This window comes from Streptomyces sp. CCM_MD2014 (assembly GCF_000772045.1).
GTDB lineage: Bacteria > Actinomycetota > Actinomycetes > Streptomycetales > Streptomycetaceae > Streptomyces > Streptomyces salinarius.
On record NZ_CP009754.1, the window covers coordinates 5,260,566 to 5,278,270 of the forward strand.

The following is a 17,705-nucleotide window of genomic DNA, read 5'->3' on the forward strand; positions in this document are numbered from 1 at the left end:
CGCCCGGGCGACCCGGGTAAGAGGACATGCGCCGTCGACTGATCCAGTCCACGCTCGCCGTGGTGCTCGTCGTGATCGCCGTCTTCGGCGTCTCCCTCGTCATCGTCGAGACCCGCACGATCAGCAGCACCGCACAGGAGAGGGTCGACCTGGAGGCGGTGCGGCTGGCCAGCATCGTGGACAGCCGGCTCATCGGCACCGGCTCCGTCGACGAGCAGTTCCTGCGGGAGCAGATCCGCGACGCCCGGTACGCCGTGATCCGCATCCCCGGCGAACCGGTCGTCGAGGTCGGCGAGAAACCGTCCGGCGACGTCCTGCGGGGCAGGGCCACCGGCGAGGAGGGCGAGACCGTCCTCGTCGAGGAGCCCAGGTCCTCGGTGACCCGCGAGGTCGGCCGGACCCTGCTGATCATCGGACTGGTGGCGCTGCTCGCGGTGATCGCCGCCGTACTGCTGGCGATCCGGCAGGCCAACCGCCTCGCCTCCCCGCTCACCGACCTCGCCGAGACCGCCGAGCGCCTCGGTTCCGGCGACCCGCGCCCCCGGCACAAGCGGTACGGCGTCCCCGAGCTGGACCGGGTCGCCGACGTCCTGGACTCCTCCGCCGAGCGCATCGCCCGGATGCTCACCGCCGAGCGCCGCCTGGCCGCCGACGCCTCCCACCAGCTCCGTACGCCGCTGACCGCGCTGTCGATGCGGCTGGAGGAGATCACCCTCACCGACGAGCCGGAGACGGTGAAGGAGGAGGCGACGATCGCGCTGTCGCAGGTGGAGCGGCTGACGGACGTCGTGGACCGGCTGCTGACCAACTCCCGCGACCCGCGCAGCGGCTCCGCCGTCACCTTCGAACTGGACGACGTGATCCAGCAGCAGATCGCCGAGTGGCGCCCCGCCTACCGCAGCGAGGGGCGGGCCATCGTCAGCTCGGGCAAGCGTCATCTGACGGCCGTGGGCACCCCGGGCGCCGTGGCGCAGGTGCTGGCCGCGCTGATCGAGAACTCCCTGATGCACGGCGGCGGCACCGTCGCCCTGCGGACCCGGGTGACCGGCAACCAGGCCGTGGTCGAGGTCACCGACGAGGGTCCCGGCGTCCCGGCCGACCTGGGGGCGCGGATCTTCGAGCGGGCGATCAGCGGACGCAACTCCACGGGCATCGGCCTCGCCGTCGCCCGCGACCTGGCCGAGGCGGACGGCGGCCGCCTGGAGCTGCTCCAGGGGCGTCCGCCGGTCTTCGGACTGTTCCTGTCCCGTACGCCGCCCCCGAAGAAGGCCTCGGGGGACGGCGGCCAGACGGTGCGCTGAGCGTGCCGGAAGGCGGTGAGCCGGTCAGCGGCGGCCGGCGGGGGCGCCGTCGGCCCGGGGAAGCGCGGCCGGGTGCTCGTGCTCCAGGAAGGTCTCGGCCCGCGTCACCGGTTCCCGGGCGGGCAGCGCGCGGAAGACCCAGCTGCGGTACGACCAGAAGCGGAACAGCGTGCCGATCCCGATGCCGAGGAACTTGAAGATGTTGCTCTGCAGCGGGCTGTCCCAGCCGAAGCCGTACGTCGCCGTGTAGAGCACGCCGTTCTCGATCACCAGTCCGACCGCGCTGAACAGCAGGAACAGCGACATCTCGCGGGTCTGGCCGCTCTTGTCGCGGTCGCGGTAGGTGAAGTACCGGAAGCCCACGTAGTTGAAGGCGATCGCGACGATCGTGGCGATGATGCTGGCCCGCACGACCTGGAGGTCGGTCGTGTGCCGCACGAAGTTGAAGACGAGGAGGTTGACCAGCACCCCCGCGCCGCCCACGGCACCGAACTTCACGACCTCGCGCACGAGGCGGTCGATCCGGCCCCGCACTCCCTCACGGGGTGCCCGGGGCGTGGCGGGAGCCGTCTGAGCACCCGAGGAACCATGTCCCATGGTCGTGCAGGCCCCCGTCCATCGGTTGGCGTCAATCCGCTCATGCTAACCACCCGGACGCGCGATCTTCCTGCGGACGGAGCCACGGGGGTCGGAACGGGCGTGGAGAGCGGCGGGAAACGGCCGGTAAACGGGTGGGCTCCGCGCGGCCGATAGGCTAGGGGTGTGACGTTCCCCGTAGTCGGCATGGTCGGCGGTGGCCAGCTCGCTCGTATGACACACGAGGCGGGCATCCCGTTGGGCATCAGGTTCAAGCTTCTCAGTGACACTCCTCAGGACTCCGCGGCGCAGGTCGTGAACGAAGTCGTCGTGGGCGACTATCGCGATCTGGACACGTTGCGCGAGTTCGCGCGCGGCTGTGACGTGATCACCTTCGATCACGAGCACGTGCCGACCGAGCACCTCAAGGCCCTGGAGGCGGACGGCATCCCCGTGCGCCCCGGCCCCGAGGCGCTCGTGCACGCCCAGGACAAGGGCGTGATGCGCGCGAAGCTCGACGCGATCGGCGTGCCCTGCCCGCGGCACCGGATCGTGAGCGATCCGGCCGACGTGGCCGCCTTCGCGGCGGAGGGCGACGGGTTCCCCGTGGTCCTCAAGACGGTCCGCGGCGGGTACGACGGCAAGGGCGTGTGGGTCGTGGACTCCGTGGAGGAGGCCGCCGAGCCCTTCCGCGCGGGGGTGCCGGTGCTGGCGGAGGAGAAGGTGGACTTCGTCCGCGAGCTGGCCGCCAACGTGGTCCGCTCCCCGCACGGCCAGGCGGTGGCCTACCCCGTCGTCGAGTCCCAGCAGGTGAACGGCGTCTGCGACACGGTGATCGCCCCGGCGCCCGGCCTCGACGAGGAGCTGGCCCTGCGCGCCGAGGAGATGGCGCTCGGCATCGCCAAGGAGCTGGGCGTCGTCGGCCACCTGGCCGTCGAGCTGTTCCAGACCCGTGACGGCCGCATCCTCGTCAACGAGCTGGCGATGCGCCCGCACAACTCCGGCCACTGGACGATGGACGGCGCGATCACCTCGCAGTTCGCCAACCACGTCCGCGCCGTCCTCGACCTCCCCCTCGGCGACCCGCGCCCGCGCGCCCAGTGGACGGTCATGGTCAACGTCCTGGGCGGCGACTTCCCGGACATGTACTCCGCGTACCTGCACTGCATGGCCCGCGACCCCCAGCTCAAGATCCACATGTACGGCAAGGACGTGAAGCCCGGCCGCAAGGTGGGCCACGTCAACACCTACGGCGACGACCTGGACGACGTGCTGGAGCGCGCCCGTCACGCTGCCGGCTACCTGAGAGGGACGATCACCGAATGAGCCAGGCCAGCCCGGCGAGCCCGGTCGTAGGCATCGTCATGGGGTCGGACTCCGACTGGCCCGTCATGGAGGCCGCCGCCAAGGCACTCGACGAGTTCGAGATCCCCTACGAGGTCGACGTCGTCTCCGCGCACCGCATGCCGCACGAGATGATCGCGTACGGCGAGCAGGCGGCCGGCCGCGGCCTCAAGGCGGTCATCGCGGGCGCGGGCGGCGCCGCCCACCTGCCCGGCATGCTCGCCTCCGTCACCCCGCTGCCGGTCATCGGCGTCCCGGTGCCGCTGAAGTACCTGGACGGCATGGACAGCCTGCTGTCCATCGTGCAGATGCCGGCCGGCGTCCCCGTCGCCACGGTATCCGTCGGCGGCGCCCGCAACGCCGGTCTGCTGGCCGCCCGCATCCTCGCCGCCCACGACGAGGAGCTGCTCGGCCGGATGCGCGAGTTCCAGCAGGACCTCAACGACCAGGCCACCGAGAAGGGCAAGCGACTGCGCAACAAGGTCGCGGGCTCGACGGCCGGCTTCGGTTTCGGAAAGTGACCGGCGGAAAGTGACCGACGGAAAGTGACGGGCGGAAAGTGACGGGCGGAAGAATGACCGGCGGAAAGTGACGGAAGGGACGCGGATCTGATGACATCGCTGGACCGAGCCCGCGAGCTGCTGCGCGAGTTCCCCGTCGTCGACGGGCACAACGACCTGCCCTGGGCGCTGCGCGAGCAGGTCCGCTACGACCTCGACGCGCGGGACATCGCCGCCGACCAGTCCGCGTACCTCCACACCGACCTGGCCCGGCTGCGGACCGGTGCCGTCGGCGCGCAGTACTGGTCGGTGTACGTCCGCTCCGACCTCCCCGGCGCGGTGACGGCGACGCTGGAGCAGATCGACTGCGTACGGCAGCTCATCGCCCGCCACCCCGGCGAGCTGCGCGCCGCGCTGACCGCCGCCGACATGGAGGCGGCCCGTGCCGAGGGCCGGATCGCCTCCCTGATGGGCGCCGAGGGCGGCCACTCCATCGACAACTCGCTGGCCACGCTCCGTGCCCTGTACGCGCTCGGCGTGCGGTACATGACGCTCACCCACAACGACAACGTCGCCTGGGCGGACTCGGCGACCGACGAGCCCGGCGTCGGCGGCCTGTCGGCGTTCGGCCGCGAGGTCGTGCGGGAGATGAACCGCGAGGGCATGCTGGTCGACCTCTCGCACGTCGCGGCGACGACGATGCGCGACGCGCTGGACGCCTCCACCGCGCCGGTGATCTTCTCCCACTCGTCCTCCCGCGCGGTGTGCGACCACCCGCGCAACATCCCGGACGACGTGCTGGAGCGGCTGCCCGCCAACGGCGGCATGGCGATGGTCACGTTCGTGCCGAAGTTCGTGCTCCAGGCCGCCGTGGACTGGACGGCGGAGGCCGACGAGAACATGCGCGCGCACGGCTTCCACCACCTCGACTCCAGCCCGGAGGCGATGAAGGTGCACGCCGCCTTCGAGGAGCGCGTCCCGCGCCCCGTGGCCACCGTCTCCACGGTCGCCGACCACCTCGACCACATGCGCGAGGTCGCCGGCGTCGACCACCTCGGCATCGGCGGCGACTACGACGGCACGCCCTTCACCCCGGACGGCCTCGACGACGTCGCCGGCTACCCGAACCTCATCGCCGAACTCCTCGACCGCGGCTGGTCCCGGGCCGACCTGGCCAAGCTCACCTGGAAGAACGCGGTCCGCGTCCTGGACGCCGCCGAGGACGTGGCCCGTGGGCTCCGGGCGACGCGGGGGCCGTCCAACGCCACCATCGAGCAGCTGGACGGCTGAGCCGCCCGCCTCCGGCGACGGGTGGGGCGCGCGTACCCCCGAACGCCCCACCCACCAGGAAGCCCTTACCGCTCCGTGCGACGGTGGCCGTATCTCACGACGACCGTACGGAGCACCGCCATGGCAGATCTCCAGGACGACCTGCACACCGGTACCGAGGCCGGTGGGCTCGACGACCTGCCCGTGCCGCTCGCCGCGGAGGCCTTTCCGCCGGAGCCCTACGCGCCCGTGTCCGACCCCGGCGACGAGCCGCTGACCCGGGCGTTCGCGGTGCTGGCCGCCCATCCCGTCGCCGACGGCTGCAGCGGGCTGCCCTGGGCGCTCAGGCACCTGCCCTGGTACGACCTGGAGTCGGGCGAGAGCGCCGTCGACACCGACGTGCCGCGGCTGCGCGAGGGGCGTGTGGGCGCGCTGCTGTGGTCGCTGCACCTGCCCGAGTCCGTCGACGGGGACCGCGCGGTCGGCGCCACGCTGGAACAGCTGGACCTGGTCAAGACGGTCGTGCGGGCCCACCCGGAGGGGCTGCGCCTGGCGTACGACGCGGGGCAGGCCATCGACGCCCGCAACTGCGGCCGGGTCGCCGTGATCCCCGGTCCCGCGGGCGCCGCCGCGATCGGCGACCGCCTCGGCATCCTGCGCTCCCTGCACGCCCTCGGCCTGCGCGCGCTGACGCTGTGCGGGGTGAGCTGGGCGGGCGAGGCGGGACTGACCCGGTTCGGCGAGGAGGTCGTCCGGGAGATGAACCGCCTCGGTGTCCTCGCCGACCTCTCCGGAGCCTGTGCCGAGACCATGCGCCGCACCTTCGCGGTGTCCAAGGCGCCGGCGCTGTGCACCCGCTCCGCCGCCCGCGCCCTGCGCCCGCACCCCGCCAACCTCCCCGACGACCTGCTGGTGGAGCTGGGCGAGGCCGGCGGCCTGTGCATGGTGCCGCTGACCGCCGAGCAGACCGGCCCGACCGTCCGGGACGTCGCCGACCACCTCGACCACGTCCGCACGGTGGCCGGCCCGCAGAGCGTCGGCCTGTCCGGCACCTACGACACCGGCACCGCCCACCCGCTGGAGCTGGGCGACCCCTCGTGCTACCCCCGGCTCGTCGCCGAACTGCTCCGCCGCGGCTGGGACGAGGCGGACGTGGCCCTGCTGACCTGGGGGAACGTCCAGCGCGTCCTGCGTGCCGCGGCCTTCACCGCGAAGGCCGCCCAGCTGCGCCGCGAGCCGTCCACGGCGGTCATCGCCGACCTGGACGGCTGAGCGGGCGGCGCTCACCGGGCGCGGCGGCTCAGCAGGCGCAGAGGCAGAACGGGTGCCCGGCCGGGTCGGCGTAGACCCGGAAGGTCCGCGTGCGGTCCTCCGCGTCCAGCGGACGGGCGCCCAGTTCCAGGACCGCCTTCTCGGCCGCGTCCAGGTCCGTGACGGTGAGGTCGAGGTGGAACTGCTGCGAGTCGTCGGGCGCGGGCCACTTCGGCGGTACGAAGCCGGGGGCGGCCTGGAACGCCAGCGCCTGGCCGCCCGGCAGCTTCAGGTCGACCCAGTCGTCGTCGCCCTCGACGGTGCCGCCGAGCACGTCGGCGTAGAAGCGGGCCAGTGCGCGGGGCTCGGGACAGTCCAGGACGACGGAACCCAGTTCGGCGACAGCCATGACTTCCTCCTTGAAGCGTGAAGCGTCCGGTCGGGGATCGCTCTTGTCTGTTACCTGTAAGACCGAGTAACCGGTAACGGTTACTGCATGCTGCCTTATTGGGGGTAACGTCGCAAGCATGAGTGAGCGATCGCCCGCGCCGGGCGGCCTGGAACTGGTCGAGGCCCTGGTGAACACGCTGCTGGACGTCGAGACGGGCGCCGACTCGCTGGACAGGCCGGAGGTCCGGGAGCGGTTCGGCCTGACGGAGGACGACCTGCCCGCCGCCCGCGAGCTGCGCGAGTCCCTGCGCGCCACCCTGCTCGCCCACGCCGGCCATCCGCCGCACCGCGCGGTGACCCCGCTGGGCGAGCTGCTGGCCGCCGCCCCGCTGGTCGTCACCGTCGATACGGCCGACGGCTCCGCCGCTCTCGCCCCCGCCCAGGAGGGCTCGCTGACCGCACGCGTGGCCGCCGCCGTCGCCGAGGCGCTGGTGGCCGGCACCTGGAGCCGCTTCAAGGCGTGCGAGGCGCCCGACTGCCACTGGGCGTACTACGACCGCAGCCCGGCCGGACGCGGGCGCTGGTGCTCCATGCAGGTGTGCGGGGCCCGCGCCAAGATGCGCCGCTACCGGGCCAAGGAGTCGTAAACACCGCCCGCATCACCGGCCGCCCGGCCGCGCCCTGCGGCACAATACGGACGGACGCCGGTTCGGCCGACTGAGCCTCGGCCGAACCGGCGTCCGTCGCCCTCACGGAGCCCTGGCGGCCGTCAGGCGGTGGGACGGCCCATCGCCCGGTACGTCCAGCCGGCCTTCCGCCACAGCGTCGGGTCCAGCGCGTTGCGCCCGTCCAGGATCACCCGGGCCGCCACGGCCTCGCCCAGCACCTGCGGGTCCAGCTCGCGGAACTCCCGCCATTCGGTGAGGTGCAGCACGACGTCCGCGCCCCGCACCGCCTCCAGCGCCGAGTCGGCGTAGCCGAGGGTCGGGAAGAGCCGCCGGGCGTTCTCCATGCCCTTGGGGTCGTAGACGGTCACCTGGGCGCCCTGGAGGTGCACCTGGCCGGCGACGTTCAGCGCGGGGGAGTCCCGTACGTCGTCCGAGTCGGGCTTGAAGGTGGCGCCGAGCACCGCGATCCGCTTGCCCAGGAACGGGCCGCCGCCCAGCGCCTGCCGGGTCAGCTCCACCATCCGGCCGCGCTGGCGCATGTTGATCGAGTCGATCTCGCGCAGGAAGGTCAGCGCCTGGTCGGCGCCCAGCTCACCGGCGCGCGCCATGAAGGCGCGGATGTCCTTCGGCAGACAGCCGCCGCCGAAGCCGATCCCGGCCCGCAGGAACTTCCGGCCGATCCGGTCGTCGTACCCGATGGCCTCCGCCAGCTTGGCCACGTCGCCGTCGGCGGCCTCGCACACCTCCGCCATCGCGTTGATGAACGAGATCTTGGTGGCGAGGAAGGAGTTGGCCGAGGTCTTCACCAGCTCGGCGGTCGGGAAGTCGGTGACGACGAACGGCGAGCCCTCCGCGACGGGCGTCGCGTAGACCTCGCGCAGCAGCTTCTCCGCCCGCTCGCTGCGCACGCCGACCACGATCCGGTCCGGGTGCAGCGTGTCCTCGACGGCGAAGCCCTCGCGCAGGAACTCCGGGTTCCAGGCCAGCTCGGCCTCGTGACCGGCCGGCGCGTGCTCGGCCAGGTAGGCGGCCAGCCGGTCGGCCGAGCCCACCGGCACCGTCGACTTGCCGACGACCAGCGCGGGGCCGGTCAGGTGCGGCGCCAGCGAGGCCAGCGCGGAGTCGACGTACGACATGTCGCAGGCGTACTCGCCGTGCTTCTGCGGGGTGTTCACGCACAGGAAGTGCACGTCGCCGAAGGCCGCGACCTCGGCGAAGTCGGTGGTGAAACGGAGCCGCCCGCTGGACCCCTCGATCCCCGCGACGTGCTTGCCGAGCAGCTCCTGAAGGCCCGGCTCGTACATCGGGACCTCGCCCCGCTGGAGCATCTCGATCTTCTCGGGCACCACGTCCAGACCCAGCACCTCGAAACCGAGTTCGGCCATGGCCGCCGCGTGCGTCGCGCCGAGATAACCGGTACCGATCACGGTGATCTTCAGGGCCATGGATGCTCCAGAGGTGTACGGCATGGGTGCGCGCCCGAGCATATCGGGGGACGCGGGAAAAGCCTTTCGAGGCCTTTGGGTCGGCTGTCGTCAAGCTCACCTATCCACGAACGCGGGCGGGCTCTAAAATTTGGGTTACTTAACGGTAGTTAGCGTGCCCAGCATCACAGCGTTTTGGAGCGTGAGACACCTTGGCCGGATCGGCTGACTTCGACCTGTACCGCCCGTCGGAGGAGCACGACATGCTCCGCGACGCCGTCCGCTCGCTGGCCGAGGCGAAGATCGCGCCGCACGCCGCCGCGGTCGACGAGGAGGCCCGCTTCCCGCGGGAGGCGCTGGACGCGCTCGTCGCCAACGACCTGCACGCCGTGCACGTGCCCGAGGAGTACGGCGGCGCCGGCGCCGACGCGCTCGCCACCGTCATCGTCATCGAGGAGGTCGCCCGTGTCTGCGCCTCCTCCTCCCTGATCCCCGCGGTGAACAAGCTGGGCTCGCTCCCCGTCATCCTCTCCGGCTCCGAGGAGCTGAAGAAGAAGTACATGGGCCCGCTCGCCAAGGGCGAGGGCATGTTCTCGTACTGCCTCTCCGAGCCGGACGCGGGCTCGGACGCGGCCGGCATGAAGACCAAGGCCGTCCGCGACGGCGACTTCTGGGTGCTCAACGGCGTCAAGCGCTGGATCACCAACGCGGGCGAGTCCGAGTTCTACACGGTCATGGCCGTGACGGACCCGACCAAGCGCTCGAAGGGCATCTCCGCCTTCGTCGTCGAGAAGTCCGACGAGGGCGTCTCCTTCGGCGCCCCGGAGAAGAAGCTCGGCATCAAGGGCTCGCCGACCCGCGAGGTCTACCTCGACAACGTCCGCATCCCCGCCGACCGCATGATCGGCGAGGAGGGCACCGGCTTCGCCACCGCGATGAAGACGCTGGACCACACCCGCATCACCATCGCCGCCCAGGCCCTCGGCATCGCCCAGGGCGCCCTCGACTACGCCAAGGGCTACGTCCGGGAGCGCAAGCAGTTCGGCAAGCCGATCGCCGACTTCCAGGGCATCCAGTTCATGCTCGCCGACATGGCGATGAAGATCGAGGCCGCCCGCCAGCTCACCTACGCGGCCGCCGCCAAGTCCGAGCGCGGTGACGGCGACCTGACCTTCCAGGGCGCGGCCGCCAAGTGCTTCGCCTCCGACGTGGCCATGGAGGTCACCACGGACGCCGTCCAGCTGCTCGGCGGCTACGGCTACACCCGCGACTACCCGGTGGAGCGCATGATGCGCGACGCCAAGATCACGCAGATCTACGAGGGCACCAACCAGGTCCAGCGCATCGTCATGGCGCGCAACCTGCCGTAACGGCGGCTTCCGTGCAGCGAGGGGCGTCCGCCGGCCGGGCGCCCCTCGCTCGTCGTGACGGATTGTCAGTGGCGGGTGAGACGGTGGATCCATCGAGTCGGGAAGCCGCCGAGCGGCAGTCGGTAAGAGGGGGATCCGCCATGTCCGGAAGCCAGAACTACATCAACCACGTCGCTCTCGTGCTGGACGCCAGCTCGTCCATGCGCCGCCTGAGCCACAAGGTGGTCGAGGTCGCCGACCAGCAGATCGCCTACCTGGCCCGCCGCTCCCAGGAGCTGGACCAGGAGACCCGCGTCACGGTGTACGTCTTCGCCGACCGGGTGCAGTGCGTCATCTACGACAAGGACGTGCTGCGGATGCCGTCCCTGAAGCAGATGTACCGGGTCGGCGGCATGACGGCGCTGCTGGCCGCCACGCTCAAGTCGCAGCACGAGCTGGCCCAGACCGCCCAGCTCTACGGGGACCACAGCTTCCTGACCTTCGTCCTCACCGACGGCCAGGAGAACGCGAGCCACCGCTGTCCCGACGCTCCCGCCAAGGACCCGCGCGCCCTGGTCCGGGCCGTGTCCTCGATGATCGAGACACAGGAGGACAACTGGACGCTGGCCGTCCTCGTGCCCGACCAGATGGGCAAGCGCGAGGCCATGCAGTACGGCTTCCCGAAGGACAACATCGCCATCTGGGACGCCACCAGCACCCAGGGCCTGGAGGAGGCCGGACAGGTCATCCAGGAGGCCACCGAGAAGTTCATGGTGGGCCGCACCAAGGGTATCCGGGGCTCGCGGGCCGTCTTCTCCACCGGCGCCGACACGGTCAACAAGGACACCATCAAGGCGGCCGGCCTCACCCCGGTGGACGCGTCGCAGTACCGGCTCATCGACGTCACCCGGGACGTCGCGATCCGGGAGTGGGTCGTCGAGAGCGGGCACACCTACCGCACCGGCGGCGCGTTCTACCAGCTCAGCAAGTCGGAGAAGGTCCAGCCGAAGAAGCAGATATCGGTGCTGGAGAAGAAGACGGACAAGATCTACACGGGGCCCGAGGCCCGCGCCCTGCTCGGCCTGCCGGACGTGGAGGTCCGCGTCAAGCCGGACCACAACGACGACTTCACGATCTTCGTGCAGAGCACGAGCGTGAACCGGAAGCTGGTCGCGAACACGCGGCTCCTGCTCATGCTCTGACGCCCGTGACGTCCGCGACGCCCCGGACGGGATCAGTCCTCGTACCCCTCGGCCACCCGCCGCTCCCGCAGCTCCATGATCGCGCGGCGCCGGGCCAGGCGGTGGGTGCGGCGGATCTGGGCCTCCTGGTAGCGGCGCTTGTCCTTCTCGGTCTCGGGGAGGACCGGCGGGACCGTGCGGGGCTTGCCGTCGGCGTCCACGGCGGCGAAGACCAGGTAGGCCGAGCCGACCTGGGTGGCCGGGGTGGACTCGTTCCAGCGCTCGGCCATGACCCGGACGCCCACCTCCATGGAACTGCGCCCGGTCCAGTTGACCTGCGCCTTCACATGGACGAGGTCGCCGACGCGGACCGGTTCGAGGAACGCCATCTCGTCCATGGACGCGGTGACGGCGGGTCCGCCGGAGTGCCGTCCGGCCACGGCGCCCGCCGCGTCGTCGACGAGCTTCATGATCACACCGCCGTGCACCGTCCCCAGAAGGTTGGTGTCGCTGTGCGTCATGATGTGGCTGAGCGTGGTGCGGGAGGCCGAGGTCGGCTTGCCCGGGATCTCCGGGGGCGCCGGCTGCGCGGCCGAGGCCTGTTCTGCCTGGTCTGTCATGGCCTCCACCTTATGCCGGAGCTACACCGGCGTGATTTTGTGTCGGGTTCGCAACAGCGCTGCCCTGATTTTCCGACGAACCTTGTAACGCCCGCAGGGCAGCCCTGCACACTGGGCGCATGAATGATTGGCCCGAGGGATGGTCCGGTGACAACCGCGGCAGCGGCTACGGGCGCGGCAGCGCGAGCGCACGGCCCGAGAGCGCGCGTGTGATGCGTCAGGTCCGCCGCGGTGCGACGCCGCCGCCCGGCCCGGGCCCGTCGGCCCCGCCGTACGGCGCGGGGGTGCCCCAGCAGCCGTCGTACACCGACGGCCAGGGGTACGGCGGCGACGGCTACGACAGCGGCTACAACACCGGCCAGGTCTACGGTGGCGGCGGCGGACGCGGCCCCGGCCGCCAGGACCGGGACCGGCCCGCGCCGAACTGGCGCCGCCGGATCAAGTGGACCGCGATCACGGTCGTGACCGTGCTCGTCGTCACCACCGTCGGCACCTACTTCTGGGCCGACTCCAAGCTCAACCGCGAGGTCGACCTGTCCAAGGTCATCGAGCGGCCCGAGGCCGGCGAGGGCACGAACTACCTGATCGTCGGCTCCGACAGCCGCGAGGGCATGACCGACGAGCAGAAGAAGGACCTCCACACCGGCTCCGCCGAGGGCAAGCGCACCGACTCGATGATGATCCTGCACACCGGGGACAACGGATCGACGCTGATCTCCCTGCCCCGCGACTCGGACGTGGAGATCCCGAGCTTCGTCGGCTCCGAGTCCGGCAAGAAGTACCCGGGCACCGGCCGGCACACCAAGCTGAACGCCGCCTACGCCGAGGACGGCCCCGAGCTGCTGGTGCGCACCATCGAGCACAACACCGGGCTGCGCCTGGACCACTACGTGGAGATCGGCTTCGCCGGCTTCGCCAACATCGTGGACGCGGTCGGCGGCGTCGAGATCGACATCCCGCAGGACATCAAGGACAAGAAGTCCGGCGCCGACTTCAAGAAGGGCAAGCAGACCCTGGACGGCCAGGAGTCCCTCGCCTTCGTCCGTACCCGGTACGCCCTGCCCGGCTCCGACCTGGACCGCACCAAGAACCAGCAGAAGTTCCTGTCGGCGCTGGCGAGCCAGGTGGCCACTCCGTCGACCGTCCTCAACCCGTTCAAGCTGTACCCGACCATGGGCGCCGGCCTGGACTCCCTCATCGTCGACAAGGACATGGGGCTGTTCGACCTGGCGAGCATGTTCTGGGCGATGAAGAGCGTCAGCGGCGGCGACGGCACCTCGATGAACATGCCGGTCTCCGGCAGCGTCGGGGGCAACCTCAAGTGGGACGACGCCAAGGTGAAGAAGCTCGTCGAGGAACTCAAGAACGACGAGAAGGTCACCGTCTCCGGCAACTGAGCCCGGGCGCGCCGGTGAGTCCCGGCGCGCCTCACTCCTTGCCGCAGACCACCTCGTCGCCCCGCACCACCGTGCCCGACTCCTGCGGAGGGTCGGCCGGCCGCACCTTCGCCACCTTTTCGAAGTCGGCGCCCGCGATCACCTTCAGCGTCGCGCCCTGTCCCTTCACGGGCTTCAGCTCACTGCCGGGCAGGGCGGCGGCCAGGGACTTCGCCGACTGGTCCCAGCGGGGGTCGTAGGCGACGACGGTCCGCTCGACCGCCCGGTCCCTGGCGTTGCGCGGCGCCTTGGTGGTGCGGAACCCGGTCGCGGCGAGCGCGTCGTCCACCCGCTTGCCGAGCCCCGAGGTGTGGGTGCCGTTCTCCACCTGGACGCGGATCTGCTTCGGGTCCACCGGGACCCGCACCGGCGCCGGCCCCTTCGGCCTCGGTTTCGGCGCGGCCAGCGGCTTGTCCTCGCGCAGGGCGTCGAAGAGCCGCTTGGACTTCACCGGGTCCCACTTCAGGGTCGAACCGACGCCCTCGACCTTGTATCCCATCTGCCCGATCGGCACGGTGGTGAACTCGGACGACGACGGAGAGAAGTCCCGCATCGCCCGCCCCAGCGTGAGCAGCTCGTCGGTGCCGAAGCCCTCGTCGGCGCGGACCGAGCCCAGCACGGCCCGGGTGACGTCACGGAACTTCAGCGGGTTCAGCAGGATGCCGGAGGAGGTCGCCCGGTCGATCAGGGCGGCCAGGAAGCGCTGCTGGCGCTTCATCCGGCTCAGGTCCGAGGCACCGTCGAGATGACGGGAGCGCACGTACTGCAGCGCCTGCCCGCCCATCAGCGTGTGGGTGCCCGGAGCGAGGTCGAGCCCCGTGTAGCTGTCCTTGAGCGGCTGGACGGTGCAGATCTCGACCCCGCCGAGCACGTCCACGGTCTTCATGAAGCTGGTGAAGTCGACCTCCAGATAGTGGTCGATCTTGACGTGGGTCATGTTCTCGACCGTGCGGATGGTCAGCTGCGGGCCGCCCTCGGCGTAGGCGGCGTTCAGCTTGAGCGGGTGCCCCCTGTGGTGCTCTCCCGTGGTGCGGTCGGTGTGGCCGGGCGTCTCGGCGTACGAGTCGCGCGGCAGGCTGACCACGCTCGCGCGCTCCCGGTCCTCCGAGATGTGCACGATCATGATGGTGTCGGTGCAGTGGCAGGGGGCGCCGCCCAGCCTGTACTTGCGCCGCTCCTCCTTGGTGATCTCGTCCCGGCCGTCCGTGCCGACCATCAGGACGTTCATGCCGTCGCCCGCCCTGGGCCGGTTCTTCATGTCCTTGAACGCGTCGACCCGCGAGATGTCCGAGTCCAGGTTCGAGAGCACCGCGTGCCCGATCCCGGCGGAGCCGAGCACCACCACCGACAGCGCGGTCACCGCCCGCATGGCCCAGCGCGGCCTCTTCCGCCGTACGGGGGGCCTCGGCGGACGCCGGGACGGCGGCCGGGGGCCGCCGCGAGGGGGCGAGACCGGGACCCGGGACGAGCGGGGCGGCGTGGGCAAGGGGACACCTCCGCGGGGACGGGCACCTGGGCGTGGAGCGTGCGGCCGGACGTGGGATTCGTGAGCACCGTAGGCCCATACGATCTGCTGCCCGGGGCTGCGACCCCCGCGGCGCGCACCCGTGTCCCCCGTTCGCGGTAACGTGAGCACCGATGAACGCCAAGTCCGACGTGCGGCTGCCCGCCGTTTCCGTGATCATGCCCGTCCTCAACGAGGAGCGGCACCTGCGCGGCGCCGTCCGCGCCATCCTCGCCCAGGAGTACGCCGGCGAGATGGAGGTCGTCATCGCCGTCGGTCCGTCCTCGGACCGTACGGAGGAGATCGCCGCCGAACTCGTCGCCGAGGATCCGCGCGTGCACACCGTGCCGAACCCCACCGGCCGTACGCCGGCCGCGCTGAACGCCGCGATCAAGGCCTCCCGCCATCCGGTCGTCGTCCGCGTGGACGGCCACGGCATGCTGTCGCCGAACTACATCTCCACGGCCGTACGGCTCCTGGAGGAGACCGGTGCGCAGAACGTGGGCGGCATCATGCACGCCGAGGGCGAGAACGCTTGGGAGGACGCCGTCGCCGCCGCGATGACGTCGAAGATCGGCGTGGGCAACGCGGCCTTCCACACCGGTGGACAGGCGGCGCCCGCCGAGACCGTCTACCTCGGCGTGTTCCGCCGCGAGGCGCTGGAGCGGCAGGGCGGGTACAACGAGGAGTTCATCCGCGCCCAGGACTGGGAGCTGAACTTCCGCATCCGCGAGGCCGGCGGCCTGATCTGGTTCTCGCCCGAGCTGAAGGTGTCCTACCGCCCCCGGCCGTCCGTGCGGGCGCTGGCCAAGCAGTACAAGGACTACGGCCGCTGGCGGCACGTCGTCGCCCGCTACCACTCCGGCTCCATCAACCTGCGCTACCTCGCCCCGCCGACCGCCGTGTGCGCCATCGCGGCCGGTGTCGTGGTGGGCGCGGCGCTGACCCCGTGGGGCTTCGTGGTGCCCGGCGGCTACCTCGCGGCGATCGTGGCGGGCTCGCTGCCCGCCGGCAAGGGGCTCGGGCTGAAGGCGCGGGCGCAGATCCCGGTGGCGCTGGCGACCATGCACATGTCCTGGGGCTGGGGCTTCCTGACCAGCCCGAAGTCGCTGGCCCGCAAGGTCATCGCCTCGCGGCGCCCCGCGGTGCGGCCGGAGACGGGGGCCACGGACGCCGCCGGGGCCCGCTGACCCGGCCCTGCCGCCTCAGGACCAGGTGAACGCCGGGTTCACGTGCATGCAGGCGCTGTCGTCCGCGCCGTTGAGGGCCTGGGCGGACTCGGGAGTGCTGTCGTCGCTCCCGGGCGCCTTGTACGCCGTTCCCTCGCGCCAGTCGGCGCCCACGACGAGGGTGACGCCGGAGACGTCCGTCGACCGCTTCACCGAACTCGCCGGGATGCCCAGGGACTTGGCGACACGCCGTGCGTCTCCCTCCAGGTCGGCGCTCGGGTAGCGGATCACCGTACGGTCCTCGCTCGGCAGCACCGAGGAGTCCGCGACCGCCTTCGTGAAGCCCCGCTCCACCAGGAGCCCGGCGATCGTGTTCGCACGTCCGGGAGCGATGCCCAGCTCGTCCGTGCGGGTGCCGTTGCGGACCTGGACCGCCAGCTCGTCGTCGGGGGCGGCCGGGTCGGCCGGGGGCTCCGGTTCGGCGTCGGGCTTCTTCTTCGCGTCCTTGCCGTCCAGGGCGATGTCCTCGCGCACCAGCCGGAACAACTGCTCCGCGTCCTCGGTCGGTTCGACGCGGGCGCCCACGTACCGGTTGGGCATCGTGGTCATGGTGATGCGCTCGGGCTTCACCTTGCGCAGCTCGTCGCTGAGGTCGTACAGCTTCTTGACGGAGTCCAGGCCCGGGTCGACGGTGAGCGCCTCGGTGGCCTCCTCGGCGAGCCTGCGCAGCCGGTTCGGGCTGCTGAGGGTCGCGTTCTCCCGCAGTACCCGCACCATCGAGTTGAGGTACATGTGCTGGGCCTTGGCCCGCGCGAGGTCGCTGCCGTCCTCGAAGCCGTACCGGGTGCGCAGCCACTGCAGGGCCTGCTCGCCCTTGACCGGGTGGGTGCCCTTCTCGAGCTTCAGACCGGAGCCGTGGCCCCCGCCGTCGCGGGAGTGGATGTTGGCGTCCACGCAGACCGGGACGCCTCCGACGGCGTCCGCCATCGAGACCACGCCCGCGAAGTCGACCATCACGAAGTGGTCGATGTGGATGCCGGTCAGCTCCTGCCAGGTGGCCACCGTGCAGCCCGGACCGCCGTGGCCGAGGCTCTGGTTGGTCATCACCCGTCCCTTGCTCGCCGGGTACACCGTGCCGTCGTCCGGGTCGGTGCACTTGGGTATCTCCAGCAGGGTGTCGCGCGGCATGCTGACCACCGACATGTTGCTGCGGTCGGCCGACAGGTGCACCAGCATCTGCACGTCCGCGAGCGGCGTGGAGCCGAACGTCTCGCGGGCGCCGCCCAGTTGCTGGTTCTCCTCGCTGTCCCGGGCGTCCGAGCCGATGACGAGGATGTTCAGCGGGGTCTGGCCGGCCGCGTTCGGCGTCGGAGCGGCGACCTTGTTGTCGCCCAGGTTCAGGGCGTCCTGCCTGATGTTGGCGTTGAGGTGCTCGTAGTAGAGGTAACCGGCCCCTGCGGTGCCGGCCAGGACCACCGCGAGCAGCACCGCGGTCCAGCGCAGGGCGCGGCGGCGCCGACGTGGCGGCCGGGCCGTCCCGGGCTCCCCGCCACCGGTCCCGGCGTCGTTCCCCGTGCCGTCCGCCGTGCCGTTCCCGGCGTCGTCCGCAGCGGTGCCGACACCGTTGTCGCCGTCCTCGCGGACGGCCTCCGCACGCTCGGAGGCGTCTGCCGCGTCCTCCTGCGTGTCGTCCCCCCGCACACTGCTCCGCGTCATCTCCGCG

16 protein-coding genes are annotated in these 17,705 nt (G+C 71.4%); 10 read left to right on the forward strand and 6 right to left on the reverse strand.

Annotated elements, in window-relative coordinates; genetic code table 11:
- Window positions 1-26 precede the first annotated feature (26 nt).
- Entirely contained in the window at window positions 27-1,301 is a 1,275-nt protein-coding gene (gene draK / locus NI25_RS23570) for a two-component system sensor histidine kinase DraK (RefSeq protein ID WP_061444350.1), read from the forward strand.
- A 24-nt stretch (window positions 1,302-1,325) separates the two neighbouring features.
- Here draK and NI25_RS23575 read toward each other — a convergent pair whose 3' ends face one another.
- Complete coding sequence (locus NI25_RS23575; RefSeq protein WP_061444351.1) at window positions 1,326-1,898, reverse strand: GtrA family protein; 573 nt, start codon at window positions 1,896-1,898, stop codon at window positions 1,326-1,328.
- 165 nt (window positions 1,899-2,063) lie between these two features.
- Between NI25_RS23575 and NI25_RS23580 the strand changes: the two genes are divergently transcribed.
- From NI25_RS23580 to NI25_RS23595, 4 genes are all read left to right on the forward strand, one after another.
- A complete protein-coding gene (locus NI25_RS23580; RefSeq protein ID WP_078884714.1) occupies window positions 2,064-3,203 on the forward strand; it encodes a 5-(carboxyamino)imidazole ribonucleotide synthase in 1,140 nt (379 codons plus the stop codon).
- Window positions 3,200-3,742 carry a 5-(carboxyamino)imidazole ribonucleotide mutase gene (purE, locus tag NI25_RS23585; protein ID WP_061444353.1) on the forward strand — a complete coding sequence of 181 codons (543 nt, stop codon included), beginning with the start codon at window positions 3,200-3,202 and terminating at the stop codon, window positions 3,740-3,742. Before NI25_RS23580 ends, purE begins: the two co-directional genes overlap by 4 nt.
- Before the next feature lie 90 nt (window positions 3,743-3,832).
- Window positions 3,833-5,011, forward strand: a complete 1,179-nt coding sequence (locus NI25_RS23590) for a dipeptidase (protein ID WP_061444354.1) — start codon at window positions 3,833-3,835, stop codon at window positions 5,009-5,011.
- A 120-nt stretch (window positions 5,012-5,131) separates the two neighbouring features.
- Window positions 5,132-6,262: a dipeptidase gene (locus tag NI25_RS23595; RefSeq protein WP_061444355.1), complete on the forward strand. Its 1,131-nt coding sequence runs from the start codon at window positions 5,132-5,134 to the stop codon at window positions 6,260-6,262.
- A 28-nt stretch (window positions 6,263-6,290) separates the two neighbouring features.
- Here NI25_RS23595 and NI25_RS23600 read toward each other — a convergent pair whose 3' ends face one another.
- The gene (locus NI25_RS23600; protein WP_061444356.1) at window positions 6,291-6,650 is read right to left on the reverse strand and encodes a VOC family protein; all 360 of its coding nucleotides are present in this window, start codon (window positions 6,648-6,650) and stop codon (window positions 6,291-6,293) included.
- A gap of 118 nt (window positions 6,651-6,768) precedes the next feature.
- Here NI25_RS23600 and NI25_RS23605 point away from each other — a divergent pair, with 118 nt between their 5' ends.
- Window positions 6,769-7,278: a CGNR zinc finger domain-containing protein gene (locus tag NI25_RS23605; protein ID WP_061444357.1), complete on the forward strand. Its 510-nt coding sequence runs from the start codon at window positions 6,769-6,771 to the stop codon at window positions 7,276-7,278.
- Between the two features lie 122 nt (window positions 7,279-7,400).
- Here the strand turns inward: NI25_RS23605 and NI25_RS23610 are convergent, their stop codons facing one another.
- Window positions 7,401-8,744, reverse strand: a complete 1,344-nt coding sequence (locus tag NI25_RS23610) for a UDP-glucose dehydrogenase family protein (protein WP_061444358.1) — start codon at window positions 8,742-8,744, stop codon at window positions 7,401-7,403.
- A gap of 191 nt (window positions 8,745-8,935) precedes the next feature.
- On the opposite strand from NI25_RS23610, the gene NI25_RS23615 reads away from it, so the two are divergent.
- The gene (locus NI25_RS23615; protein WP_061444359.1) at window positions 8,936-10,093 is read left to right on the forward strand and encodes an acyl-CoA dehydrogenase; all 1,158 of its coding nucleotides are present in this window, start codon (window positions 8,936-8,938) and stop codon (window positions 10,091-10,093) included.
- Window positions 10,094-10,233: 140 nt separating this feature from the next.
- Window positions 10,234-11,274, forward strand: coding sequence for a vWA domain-containing protein (locus NI25_RS23620; protein ID WP_061444360.1), 1,041 nt, complete (start codon window positions 10,234-10,236; stop codon window positions 11,272-11,274).
- 32 nt (window positions 11,275-11,306) lie between these two features.
- On the opposite strand, the gene NI25_RS23625 is transcribed toward NI25_RS23620, so the two are convergent.
- Complete coding sequence (locus NI25_RS23625) at window positions 11,307-11,873, reverse strand: acyl-CoA thioesterase (protein WP_061444361.1); 567 nt, start codon at window positions 11,871-11,873, stop codon at window positions 11,307-11,309.
- Between the two features lie 119 nt (window positions 11,874-11,992).
- Here NI25_RS23625 and NI25_RS23630 point away from each other — a divergent pair, with 119 nt between their 5' ends.
- Complete coding sequence (locus NI25_RS23630) at window positions 11,993-13,270, forward strand: LCP family protein (RefSeq protein ID WP_199561012.1); 1,278 nt, start codon at window positions 11,993-11,995, stop codon at window positions 13,268-13,270.
- Window positions 13,271-13,301: 31 nt separating this feature from the next.
- Here NI25_RS23630 and NI25_RS23635 read toward each other — a convergent pair whose 3' ends face one another.
- Window positions 13,302-14,678, reverse strand: coding sequence for an LCP family protein (locus tag NI25_RS23635; protein ID WP_061444363.1), 1,377 nt, complete (start codon window positions 14,676-14,678; stop codon window positions 13,302-13,304).
- Window positions 14,679-14,947: 269 nt separating this feature from the next.
- Here NI25_RS23635 and NI25_RS23640 point away from each other — a divergent pair, with 269 nt between their 5' ends.
- Window positions 14,948-16,003: a glycosyltransferase family 2 protein gene (locus NI25_RS23640; protein ID WP_061444364.1), complete on the forward strand. Its 1,056-nt coding sequence runs from the start codon at window positions 14,948-14,950 to the stop codon at window positions 16,001-16,003.
- Between the two features lie 15 nt (window positions 16,004-16,018).
- On the opposite strand, the gene NI25_RS23645 is transcribed toward NI25_RS23640, so the two are convergent.
- Window positions 16,019-17,698, reverse strand: a complete 1,680-nt coding sequence (locus tag NI25_RS23645; RefSeq protein ID WP_061444365.1) for an LCP family protein — start codon at window positions 17,696-17,698, stop codon at window positions 16,019-16,021.
- Window positions 17,699-17,705 lie beyond the last annotated feature (7 nt).

Excerpts from the sequence above, each read along its gene's own strand:
- purE (WP_061444353.1), top strand. The coding sequence starts at position 3,200 with ATGAGCCAGGCCAGCCCGGCGAGCCCGGTCGTAGGCATCGTCATGGGG.
- draK (WP_061444350.1), top strand. The coding sequence starts at position 27 with ATGCGCCGTCGACTGATCCAGTCCACGCTCGCCGTGGTGCTCGTCGTG.
- NI25_RS23575 (WP_061444351.1), bottom strand. The coding sequence starts at position 1,898 with ATGGGACATGGTTCCTCGGGTGCTCAGACGGCTCCCGCCACGCCCCGG.
- NI25_RS23610 (WP_061444358.1), bottom strand. The coding sequence starts at position 8,744 with ATGGCCCTGAAGATCACCGTGATCGGTACCGGTTATCTCGGCGCGACG.
- NI25_RS23600 (WP_061444356.1), bottom strand. The coding sequence starts at position 6,650 with ATGGCTGTCGCCGAACTGGGTTCCGTCGTCCTGGACTGTCCCGAGCCC.
- NI25_RS23590 (WP_061444354.1), top strand. The coding sequence starts at position 3,833 with ATGACATCGCTGGACCGAGCCCGCGAGCTGCTGCGCGAGTTCCCCGTC.
- NI25_RS23630 (WP_199561012.1), top strand. The coding sequence starts at position 11,993 with ATGAATGATTGGCCCGAGGGATGGTCCGGTGACAACCGCGGCAGCGGC.
- NI25_RS23640 (WP_061444364.1), top strand. The coding sequence starts at position 14,948 with ATGAACGCCAAGTCCGACGTGCGGCTGCCCGCCGTTTCCGTGATCATG.
- NI25_RS23595 (WP_061444355.1), top strand. The coding sequence starts at position 5,132 with ATGGCAGATCTCCAGGACGACCTGCACACCGGTACCGAGGCCGGTGGG.
- NI25_RS23605 (WP_061444357.1), top strand. The coding sequence starts at position 6,769 with ATGAGTGAGCGATCGCCCGCGCCGGGCGGCCTGGAACTGGTCGAGGCC.
- NI25_RS23635 (WP_061444363.1), bottom strand. The coding sequence starts at position 14,678 with ATGCGGGCGGTGACCGCGCTGTCGGTGGTGGTGCTCGGCTCCGCCGGG.
- NI25_RS23620 (WP_061444360.1), top strand. The coding sequence starts at position 10,234 with ATGTCCGGAAGCCAGAACTACATCAACCACGTCGCTCTCGTGCTGGAC.
- NI25_RS23625 (WP_061444361.1), bottom strand. The coding sequence starts at position 11,873 with ATGACAGACCAGGCAGAACAGGCCTCGGCCGCGCAGCCGGCGCCCCCG.
- NI25_RS23645 (WP_061444365.1), bottom strand. The coding sequence starts at position 17,698 with ATGACGCGGAGCAGTGTGCGGGGGGACGACACGCAGGAGGACGCGGCA.